This is a genomic window from Emticicia agri (assembly GCF_004168285.1).
Lineage (GTDB): Bacteria > Bacteroidota > Bacteroidia > Cytophagales > Spirosomataceae > Emticicia > Emticicia agri.
Genome location: NZ_SEWF01000022.1, coordinates 111,446 through 119,083 on the forward strand (window position 1 = coordinate 111,446; position 7,638 = coordinate 119,083).

A 7,638-nucleotide genomic window follows, 5' to 3' on the forward strand; every position below is an offset into this window, starting at 1 on the left:
AAAGAAAGCCCCTCTTGCGAGAGGGGCTAATTTTACTTAAACAACGAATCAAAATCATGTAACAAATTAGATTTGTACACGTTTGAATGCTGTAACTTTCAAACCTTTTTGTGTATTCTCAAGTAATTGAGCAATATTGATAGAGTTGTCTTTTACGAACTCCTGGTTCAACAAAGTATTTTCTTTGTAGAATTTACCTAATTTACCCATCGCAATTTTCTCTAACATTGCCTCTGGTTTTCCTTCCTGACGAGCAATATCCATTCCGATTTCGATTTCTTTCTGCACAATCGCCGGATCAACATCGTCTTTATCTAAACCTACTGGTTTCATAGCAGCAATCTGCATGGCAATATCTTTACCTACTTCCGTTACATCACCTTGTGTATTGCCAAATGCTACTAATACGCCTAATTTACCTGTTGAGTGGTTGTAAGAAACAACCTGATCTGCTTCTACCTGCGCATACTCAGTAATCACTAATTTCTCACCGATTTTACCAACCAATTCAGTAATGCTTTCTTCTACTGTACGGCCATCTGCTAATGTGAAAGCCAATAAAGTTTCTTTATCTTTTATGTTGTTAGCTACACCAGCCGCCAGAATATCATCGGCCAATGTACGGAAAGCCTCTACTTTAGAAACTGGTTCAGTTTCACAGGCAAGCGCTAAAATAGTAGCGGTTTTACCGTCTTCGCTTACGTTTGTTAATACAATACCTTCTTTGGTCTCGTTGTCAGCACGTTTAGCTGCTACTTTCTGACCTGCTTTACGAAGAATCTCTACGGCTTTTTCGAAATCGCCTTCTGCTTCAGTTAAAGCTTTTTTGCAGTCCATCATACCAGCTCCTGTCATCTGACGGAGTTTATTTACATCTGCTGCTGTAATATTCATGTTTTTATAAAATATAAAGAGTTTCTAAAAAGATTTAATCAATGAAAAACATTGATTTTTCACGAAAAAGCCTTAAAGGCTTCTATTCGGGGTGCAAAATTACAAGTTTTTTTGGTAAAACCAAAGTGTAATCTTTTTAGAAAAAGAATTTATAAATAGATAATATGGGGATATTATTAACTAAACAGCTAATAATGTAAGTGTATTTAAGATGGTAGGTGTAAAATAATATATCTGGTATGATAAAACCTCACTTTCTCTATTCTTCTCTTCAACTGTGGAGAATAGTATTTTACTGATTTCTCCACAGTTGGGAAGATTGAAAATGAGGTTAAATCTTCGTAAAATCTATCATAAATTCGAGAAAAGAGCTACTACAAAAACCACTACTATTATACCTAACAACAGAAGGGCAGCGCCTAAAACAATACCTATTACGGCTAATATTCTTTTAGAAGTACTTCTTAAACTGATAATACCTGTAATCATAGCCGCCAGACCAAGCACAATCCCTACCCAGCCTCCAACGAGTAAGGCTACTATACCTACTAATCCCAGAACCAAAGAGACTATTGCCAGAGTATCGTCAACATTTGATTTTGGATTGGTAGAACCGGAAGAAGTAGCCGATTTTTTAGAAACATATTTCGATAGCTTATTAAGTTGTCGGATTGTTTTTACTTTCTCAACAAGCGTCATTTTTTTCTTGCCTGTTAAATCTATATTTAGCGGCTTTGTCTCGGCGAATACAGGTTTTTCGGCTATGGGTGCTACTTCTGCCTCTACACTTGTAATATTTTCGGTAGTAGCAGAAACGTTTTCAACAGGGGCAACAGGTAATACTATTTCTTCAGTTGCTTCTACGTCAGCTATTTTTTCTTCAGTTTTTACAGAATTGTGCGAATATTGGGGTTGAGCACTATTTTGAAAAGAAGCATATTGTTTCTTCTGGCATGACATCAACGAAAGTAAACAAAAGCTAAAAAGGAAAAGGAGAGTTTGCTTCATGTGAGTAATAGGTTTGTAATGATTATATTGACTGGATTTTATTAAGAACAGGAATCATCCTAAATTGTTAGATTATTTTACAATTTTAATAATTTGTATGAATCAATCCGGATATTACCTAATTTTTGGTTTTTCCTTTATCAGAATAAGGGAAAGTTAATTTTTATTATAACAGATAAATAATGTATTCATAGGCAGTATAACATTCTTTCATTAGCTGTAAATAGCTTTATTTAGCTACAAAAACCTACTTTGTGCCGACGCTTATAAAAATCCATTCAGTAAATTTTAATAAAAAATATTTTTAAAAAAAAGCGTTTTTTTAAAATACCATAGTATATTGCGGCAATAATAAAAAACTATTCTTTTGACCATTTTTAAAACCATTTAAGTAAATGAAAGGAAAATTATCTATTATCTTCGCAACAGCCATTTCTTTCTTCTTTGTAGCTTGCCAAAAGAAACAATACGCTTATGTTCAACAAGGAAAAGTTGAGACTTATGCTTCTACGCAGGCTCCAAAAGCAAAGTTATCAGTAGCAGAAGCTACTCCGGTTGCGGTTGAAGCTACACCAGTAGCTGTTTCTGAAGAGGTTTCTACTGCCGCTATTGCAAACCCTACAGAAACATTCACAGCATCTAACGATGTTACTACTCCTCAAGTTGAAGCATTGAAATATGATGAGAAAAGCATCAATGCTGAATTTGAAAAATTAAACAAACTGGAAGAATATGTAAATACCAACGAAGGTACTACATTGGCCGATGTACAAGAAACAGAGTTAGCTAAAGATTTAAAATTAGATACTAATGTAACTTCTACAGTTGCCGCAGGCGATCTTCCATTAAACATTCCTGCATTCTGGTGGGGTTGTGTATTGGGCTTAGTTGGTGTATTAGTTGTTTATATCGTAACTGACCAAGACAAAGATCAAACTAAAAAAGCATTATATGGCTGTTTAGTTTGGGTTGGTGTATGGTTATTGTGGTGGATTTTCGTTGTATTAATCGGTGGCGGAAGCTTCTTCTTTTAATTGATAAAAAATTAACACTGGAAAGCCCAACCCCTTGTTGGGCTTTCTTCGTTTAAGTGCTTACTGAATAATGAAAAAATTAGCTTTTTTAGTCTTTCTCTTTAGTTTTCAAAATAGTTTCGGACAGGAGTTTTTTCGTCTGAAAGCTGATGTATCTATCAAAGATAAATTAGCCACAGGAGCATATCGTCTTACAGTCGGAAAAGTCTATTACGATAAACCCTCAATGGGTCTGATTTATAAACTACACTTCCCACAGGAAGAAACGATTATTATCAAAGATACTACACTCTACAGATTAAATAAAAAAGACTCGCTGTTAGCTTCACAGACTGTTACCATCATGAACGAGTTTTCGATATTTCATTTGTCGTTATCAGGTAAATTAGCTGATTACGGTATCAATTCAGGGAAAATAAATGGCGTATATAAGATAGAAAAAGTAGAAAAAGATGCTGACGGAAGAGTAATAACTACATGGAAAGTAGTAGAAAAACGTTTATTGAAGATTCTTGGTAAAATAAAAATGGCTAATATTGACAAAAAATTAGATGCCATAGCGTTTTATGATGTGTCGGATAAACTATTAAGCCAACAGTTTTTTAAAGATTATGTAAACGTGAAAGGCGTAGTTTTTCCACAGCAGGTTACCCAGATTTCTTATAATTCTGATGGTACACAGAATATCCAGCAGACAACCTATAAAAATATTGTTATCGATGAAAATGGCCAGGATACTATCTACAACCACCCTATTCCTGTTGTTGCTTTGCCTAAATCAGGCAATAGCCCAAAGCAAAAATGAGATAAGTCTTCACAGAGGTGTGATACAACAGGCTCCCAAAAAAGTTTATAAAGAAGCAAAAGGCAATAAAAATGAGGTACAATACCTGTTCTCGGGTCTTTTTTTGTTTTACAAAACCTTCTTTTCTTCACAGGACTTAACTGTTTGTACCTTTACGCCTTCATGCTCTGAATATGGTATCTTAACTGTCAAAAAATATGGTGTGGTAATGGGAGGAATCAGAACAATGGACAGACTAACCCGTTGTAATGGTTTAAGCCCAATGAAGTATGAAATTGACGTGCAGGCCAAGTTGTTGATTGATAAACCCTAATCTCTGATGAAAAAAAACTTATTACTGTTCTTAATACTATTTAAATTCATAAATTCTTCAGCACAAGACCTTTACAACTACGATAATTCTAAAAAGTTTGCCGAATATCTCTCTAAGTCAGGTCAGTATGAATTAGCTACCCGCGAATATGAGCGTTTGATTTTTATGCTCCCTCAGAATGATAGCCTTAAAACCTCTCTGCTATCCATGTATCGCCGCTCAGGAAAATTAGATGATGCATTGCTCAGAGGCAGACAGTTATATCCTGATATTTCCTTAATGTCCTCACCTTCGGCTGTTGAATATAGCCGGAGTTTATTATTAAAAACCGACTATAAAACAGCACGGGAATTCTGGTCAACCAATACGCAATTAACTCAACCCGATAAAATTATTTTATCAGCTACTGCAGAAATCTTACAGGACGATTATAAGGAAGCCAATGAGATTTTATCTGTCCTGAAAAACGAAGACCATAAACTGGCCGCTGATTATAAGGCTTTGGCTGCGCAGGCAGTTAAAATTAAAAAGAAAAGCCCTGCCCTGGCAGGCATCATGTCAACGATTATACCGGGCACCGGACGTTTTTATACTAAAGACTGGAAAGACGGCATTGTATCTATGTTTTTTGTAGGTACTATGGCGTTTCAATCTATCAGAGGATTCAGTAAAAGTGGGGTAAACAGCACCCGTGGATGGATATTTGGTGCTGTTGGCTTTGGCTTCTATCTGGGCAATATTCATGGCTCGGTTGTTTCGGCAAAAGGGTATAACAAAAAAAGCCACCAAACTATCAGAAACCGTATAGATAACCTGTTTAACAGTTATTTCTAACACTACTGGACTATTTTTTACTATATCTATTTTTACAGGAATTTATGCTTAGATACTTAACGATACTCTTTGTATTTTTCTCTTCCGTGGTTCATTCGCAAGACCTTAAACAAACATTTGATTTTGCCAATGAACTTTATGAAAAGAAAGATTTCTCCGGTGCAGCCAATACTTACAGAAGGGTGATTTTTTTCGATAAAAAAGAAGAATACCGTAAACGCTGTTATAAAAACATTGCCGACTGCCTGTATGCCACACAAAGCTACGAAGAGGCAGCAGATTATTATGAGTTAGCATTTTATCAGCAAAAAACAGATAGTACCAAAGCAGAGGTATTATTCAGGAAATTATCCTGCTTTTTGATTTTAGGTAATTTTGAGTATGCAGAAATAGAGCTGGTAAATATATCTGACAACCTTACTCCCGAACAGCAGAGGCGCAAAACTTTTTATGCGGCTATTCTACACTTTTCGACAGAAAAATATGCCGACTCAAAAAAAGAGTTTTTAGCATTGATAGATAGTTCTAATGTAGAAGCCAGACAAAATATAGAGCAACTCTTTGTAAAGAATGACAAAATAAGTCGGTTGAGTCCAAAAAAAGCTAAAGTGCTGAGTATTATTCTACCGGGTTTAGGCCAGTTTTATGCCGGAGATATAAAAAATGGGTTTAACTCACTATTATTAACAGGAGGAGTAGTAACCTGGGGCATTCTGGCGGCCATCGGTAGCCCTGCACCGCTTGATATTTTTATTACAATGGTACCCTGGTTTCAGCGATACTATATGGGTGGCTATAAGAAGGCAGAAGTAATCGCCGAAAACCAGAAAAAGAAGCGCAGGTCGAAAGTTTATAACCAAATTTTAGACGAAGTTTCGCAATAAAAAGACTATTCTTCAACACACTTAAACTGCCGTTTTTTACCGTTCAATATATTTTTTGAGCAATTCATGTCAAAAAATAGTGCTTAAACATTCCACATTACCTAATTTTCGGCTTTCAAATTAAAAACACTCGTTATGAAAAAATTACTTACCATTACTGCTATGGCAATCTTATGTTGCATTTTTGCAGAAAACACACAAGCACAAGCATTCCAGAAAGGAACAAAAAACCTAAACGTTGGTCTTGGATTAGGTTACGGAGTAGGCTTAAATGCCTCTTTTGATGTAGGCGTTCACGAACTGATAAGTGTTGGCGTTGGTGGAGCATTCTCTTCAAGAAACTATGGGTATCTTGTAAACGACTATCGTGTTACTTATATCGGCTTAGGCGTAAGAGGTGCTGTTCATATCGGCAAATTTGTGAATGAAGCTTTGGGTATTGACGATAATAAGTTTGACCCTTATGTGGGATTAGCCGGTGGTTTCAGAATAGTAGATTATAATGATGCCTACTCTAATTATTATGGTGGTGCTGCTGCCGGAATCTTTGTTGGAGGTTATGCAGGGGCGCGTTATTACTTTAAAGAAAAAATTGGTGTATATGCCGAAGCAGGGTTTCCTTACACTTCGTTAGGTGTTACTTTCAAATTCTAAGATTTATAGGTATCAAGTAACATGAGTCATCCCGAATTTTGGGTAATACTTAAATGAATTAATGCATTCAAACAATTGGAGATGGCTAATCTCAATCTGTAAATCGGTATCGAAGCATTTCGGTACCGATTTCCTGTTCTATGACACCAGTTTTTGAGCAGGATAGGGATAAAACTACTCCAGTTTCTGAGCATCGATAGTAAGAAGTCATAGACAAGTGTCACAATGGCCATTAATTTGAGTCTATTTTCCCAAAACCAAAGTCTGGGTGATTCTAACCCCAATTCTGCTTTCCCTACTCTGAAAGTCTGTTCTATGTTCCATCGATGCATATAAGAATGGAGCATCTGCCAGGCATCTTTGTTGGATAAAACAATACAACAAGTAAGCAGATACATAGGTGCTTGCCGTCCTTTTTTGTCTCTTACTACAATCAGGTAAAGTTCTTTATCAGGGAATTCAGGATGAATCACTGCACAGAAAGCAATACCGATGTGTTTAGTAATTTTACGTTGGGTATCCAATACTACTTTTCTGGCAGAAGATTTTAAATACCGAGCAATCTGATGCGTCTGTTTAGTACCTTTTTGTGGATGAATGAGCAAAATATTCTTTTTCCAACGAACCAGAAAATCCTGTTCAAAGTGCATCATCCATTCAATAGTCCATGCAGAAGCATAGCCTCTGTCAAGTACATGTAAAACCTTTACGATGAGTGACTTGTTGAGTTTTTTGAGCATTCGGAACATGATATTCGAAGCCAATTCCTTGTATTTACCTCTACTGGTCCACCAACTCATTTGACACACCGAGGGGATTTCTCCCAAAGCTGATACCATCGTAGCTGTCCAATGAAAACCTGGTACACAAATCCGACTGGCTGGTGGATGGTAAAAACCTTTCTTGATTTTGGTTAATCGTTTCCCTTTGCTACTTTCTACACTACATAAGCCCTCCATGAACCAAGACTCTGGTTTTTCTATCCGACTATCATCCCACAATAACAGTGGACGAAGACCTCTTGCCTGTAAATCTCTGATGCGTTCTTTGGCCTTTGCAAACAAAAAATTGTCAACTAATTTACTTTCCCATTTCTTACTCCGAAGTAGATTACTGATGCGTTTGGTGCCTGCTGGGGCATGGGCAAAACCACAGATGTAAGCCCCTAACTCGCTTAATAATAAACCCATTTTCTGATTGCGGAAAACCAGT

At 36.4% G+C, this 7,638-nt stretch carries 9 protein-coding genes; 6 read left to right on the top strand and 3 right to left on the bottom strand.

Features of this window, described 5'->3' with window-relative positions:
• Nucleotides 1-66: 66 nt before the first annotated feature.
• Nucleotides 67-894 (bottom strand): translation elongation factor Ts, encoded by an 828-nt coding sequence (gene tsf, locus EWM59_RS15690; protein ID WP_130022180.1) that lies wholly within the window; start codon nucleotides 892-894, stop codon nucleotides 67-69.
• A 351-nt stretch (nucleotides 895-1,245) separates the two neighbouring features.
• Entirely contained in the window at nucleotides 1,246-1,902 is a 657-nt protein-coding gene (locus tag EWM59_RS28260; RefSeq protein ID WP_207219994.1) for a DUF4190 domain-containing protein, read from the bottom strand.
• A 395-nt stretch (nucleotides 1,903-2,297) separates the two neighbouring features.
• On the opposite strand from EWM59_RS28260, the gene EWM59_RS15700 reads away from it, so the two are divergent.
• The 6 genes from EWM59_RS15700 to EWM59_RS15725 all read left to right on the top strand — a co-directional run bounded on the left by EWM59_RS15700 (nucleotide 2,298) and on the right by EWM59_RS15725 (nucleotide 6,426).
• The gene (locus tag EWM59_RS15700; protein ID WP_130022181.1) at nucleotides 2,298-2,936 is read left to right on the top strand and encodes a hypothetical protein; all 639 of its coding nucleotides are present in this window, start codon (nucleotides 2,298-2,300) and stop codon (nucleotides 2,934-2,936) included.
• A 70-nt stretch (nucleotides 2,937-3,006) separates the two neighbouring features.
• Entirely contained in the window at nucleotides 3,007-3,741 is a 735-nt protein-coding gene (locus tag EWM59_RS15705) for a hypothetical protein (protein WP_130022182.1), read from the top strand.
• Nucleotides 3,742-3,760: 19 nt separating this feature from the next.
• Nucleotides 3,761-4,054, top strand: a complete 294-nt coding sequence (gene yidD / locus EWM59_RS15710; protein ID WP_229239370.1) for a membrane protein insertion efficiency factor YidD — start codon at nucleotides 3,761-3,763, stop codon at nucleotides 4,052-4,054.
• Between the two features lie 6 nt (nucleotides 4,055-4,060).
• Complete coding sequence (locus tag EWM59_RS15715) at nucleotides 4,061-4,888, top strand: tetratricopeptide repeat protein (RefSeq protein WP_130022184.1); 828 nt, start codon at nucleotides 4,061-4,063, stop codon at nucleotides 4,886-4,888.
• Nucleotides 4,889-4,932: 44 nt separating this feature from the next.
• Nucleotides 4,933-5,772, top strand: coding sequence for a tetratricopeptide repeat protein (locus EWM59_RS15720; RefSeq protein WP_130022185.1), 840 nt, complete (start codon nucleotides 4,933-4,935; stop codon nucleotides 5,770-5,772).
• A 135-nt stretch (nucleotides 5,773-5,907) separates the two neighbouring features.
• Entirely contained in the window at nucleotides 5,908-6,426 is a 519-nt protein-coding gene (locus EWM59_RS15725; protein WP_130022186.1) for a hypothetical protein, read from the top strand.
• 26 nt (nucleotides 6,427-6,452) lie between these two features.
• Here the strand turns inward: EWM59_RS15725 and EWM59_RS15730 are convergent.
• Nucleotides 6,453-7,638: transposase (locus EWM59_RS15730; RefSeq protein ID WP_445447092.1), on the bottom strand; the 1,186-nt coding region annotated here is incomplete at its 5' end.